This is a genomic window from Chitinophaga sp. (assembly GCF_035564935.1).
GTDB lineage: Bacteria > Bacteroidota > Bacteroidia > Chitinophagales > Chitinophagaceae > Chitinophaga.
Map to the genome: position 1 here is coordinate 1 of NZ_DATMTE010000735.1, position 2,696 is coordinate 2,696.

Genomic DNA, 2,696 nt, shown 5'->3' on the forward strand with positions numbered 1-2,696 from the left:
TTGCCTTATTCTTTTCTACTTGTTTTTATGCACAGGTATTTGCACAGGAACTTAAATCAGAATTTTTATTTGACCTGGAAATCACTGTTAATCCACCACAGGCAATAGGGCCTGTATTAACAGGCACCCGGCTGATCTTTCCATTTAAAGAAGGACATGTGAAAAGTGATAAGATCAATGGTGAATTATTGGATTGCAGCGGGGAGTGGGGACTTGTAGTAGATTCTACCACCTTTAAAATGGATGTTCGCGCTACCATTAAAACAGACGATGGAGCGCTTATTTACATCGCCTATACCGGGTATAACTACGCCAACGCGAAAAATTCCGCCCTGATGCGGGCGGGAAATGGCTATCAACTTCCGGCTTCTGATTATTATTTCAGATCAGTACCCGTGTTTGAAACCAGTTCGCCGAAATATGCGTGGCTCAATCATACCGTTGCTGTAGGCGTTGGTCGTTTTCCATCGCCCGGAAAATTGATTTACCGGATTTATGCGATCAAGTAAGCCATCACGGCTGCTTCGCGGTAGCACAGGAGGTTATGCGCCATAGCCTCCTGTTGCTTTTTTGAAATATCCATACCTACGCATTAAATTGCCTCAGGTGATGATCGAAATGTTTGTATACAAAGATGCCAATTTCATCCACTTTCATTTTGCCGAAGAAGTCGTGGACAAAGTTTGGATTTGAGTAGTGTCCGTATGCAGCCACCTGTTCTGCCCATATCTTTTTTTGGAGTGCTATATCTCCTGTTTTTTCTTTGGTAAGAAAGGCAGCGCCGGATGGCATGCCTTTCTTCATTGGCCTGTCGTTGTTTACTGTACCTTTTAAGGCCATTTTGCCAAAGATCCATCCCAGGAATCCCTGTGTATAGGTAGTATGCCCTTTCCCCAGCATCCAGTTATTCCATATGGTACAATGTTTCGTCATTTGGTAAACATTCATTTTACCCCACTGCGCAGTGTGTCCATTGGTCAGTGTGTTAATCCTGCTGATAATTTCTTCTCTTGTTGCGTTGTCGAATATAGTTTTCATAACCTTTTTTTTTCTTGTTGCTGATGTAAAAGTAGGACGGGTCTGAAAGACGGTCACTGTGCAAACGTGACATTGAACAGTGCATTTTGTGCCATTTTTTTGTATATTTTTGATGACGCAATGCACGAACAGGTATGAAACATATTTCGATTATAATTTATGAAGATGTGTTGCCTACAGCGGTTTCCAACACTGCGGCCCTATTGATGAGCGCCAATGATGCCGTTGTAAAAAGAGGTCGCCAGGCTCCTTTCCAGGTAGAGCTGATTGGGGTGAAGGGCAAAAATGCACAACCGGGTACACCCGTGCAGTTTTATTGCAGCAAAACCATCTCGGATAATTTTGACACGGATATTGTGATCGTTCCGCCAATGGGCACTGCCCCGGATAACATCGATGCATTGTTTTCCAAAAATGCCCGGCTGCTTAGCTGGATAAAGAAGCAGTACGATGCAAAAGCGCAGGTGATGAGCCTTTGTACAGGAGCTTATTTCCTGGCGGAATGCGGCTTGCTGAACGGAAGGGCGGCAACTTCCCATTGGGGCGCTATAGAGGATCTGCAGAAAAGATATCCTTTAATAGATTTTAAAGCCGACCATGTAGTTACCTATTCAGACGCCATTGTTACCGGTGGTGGCGGGTTTTCATCATTAAATGCACTGCTGTATTTTATTGAGAAAAACTGTGGGAAAGACATCTCCATAGAACTAAGTAAAGTTTATGCCCTGGACTACGGACGCACTACACAAAGTATCTTTACCGTATTTTCAGGACGGCGTTTGCACAATGACGATGAAATACATGAAGCCCAGCGCTATATTGAGAAGCAGTTTGAAACAGATATTTCGGTAGAGCAAATTGCGAAACAGGTGAATATGAGTAAACGGAACTTTATCCGCCGGTTTAAGAATGCCACCTCGTTGAGCCCCATTGAGTTTATCCAGCGAATAAAAGTGGAAGCCGCAAAAAAAGCTTTTGAAGACGGGGAAACGAATATTGCCGCCATCACATACAGGGTGGGTTATAACGATTTAAAAACCTTCCGGACGATATTTAAAAGAATTACAGGTTCCACACCGGTTGAATACAGGAACAGGTATAAAACCCAGGCAGCAATATGAATATGATGGAAGAATTAAAGCAGATAAATGTTACAGAACTTATACTGCTCAGCATCGGGATAAATGTATTGCTGTTTTTTATATCCGTTGGTTGTTATACGTTATTCAGCCGGTTTAGCCGGAACAAAAGTTTGCAGAGCGCGCCGCAGCAGCTCACCAGGGAAGATATCTGGCAGTCGGTGCTGGTTACCGGCTGTAATGCCCTGGTATTTATTGCAGGTTTTTCTTTCTGGCAAAAAGATCTGTTAAACGTGCAGGATACCACGAATGTATTGCTGATAGCTGCCGAGGTGGTTTTTCTTGTTATAGCTATGGACTTCTTAATGTATGTTTTCCACAGGGCCGCCCACCTTCCTTTATTTTATAAGCTTTTTCACCTGAGACATCATCAGCATGAATCTACCAATGCCATCAGTTTGTTTGTGCTTCATCCTGTTGAAGCGCTGGGCTTTGGAGGATTGTTTGTGCTGGTACTTTTTATTTATCCATTCTCTTACCCGGCGATCGCTGTTTACCTGTTTATTAATTTGCTTTGGG

Annotated in this window: 4 protein-coding genes; 3 read left to right on the plus strand and 1 reads right to left on the minus strand. The window is 43.2% G+C overall.

From position 1 onward, the window contains the following. Positions 1–509, plus strand: a 509-nt coding sequence (locus tag VN105_RS19040; RefSeq protein ID WP_325643125.1) for a DUF3237 domain-containing protein, incomplete at its 5' end; no start/stop codon positions are given. Positions 510–585: 76 nt separating this feature from the next. Here the strand turns inward: VN105_RS19040 and VN105_RS19045 are convergent. Further along, positions 586–1,038 carry a DUF1569 domain-containing protein gene (locus VN105_RS19045; protein WP_325643127.1) on the minus strand — a complete coding sequence of 151 codons (453 nt, stop codon included), beginning with the start codon at positions 1,036–1,038 and terminating at the stop codon, positions 586–588. A gap of 134 nt (positions 1,039–1,172) precedes the next feature. On the opposite strand from VN105_RS19045, the gene VN105_RS19050 reads away from it, so the two are divergent. Continuing rightward, a complete protein-coding gene (locus VN105_RS19050; RefSeq protein ID WP_325643129.1) occupies positions 1,173–2,159 on the plus strand; it encodes a GlxA family transcriptional regulator in 987 nt (328 codons plus the stop codon). After that, positions 2,156–2,696, plus strand: a 541-nt coding sequence (locus VN105_RS19055; protein WP_325643130.1) for a sterol desaturase family protein, incomplete at its 3' end; no start/stop codon positions are given. The genes VN105_RS19050 and VN105_RS19055, both read left to right, overlap by 4 nt.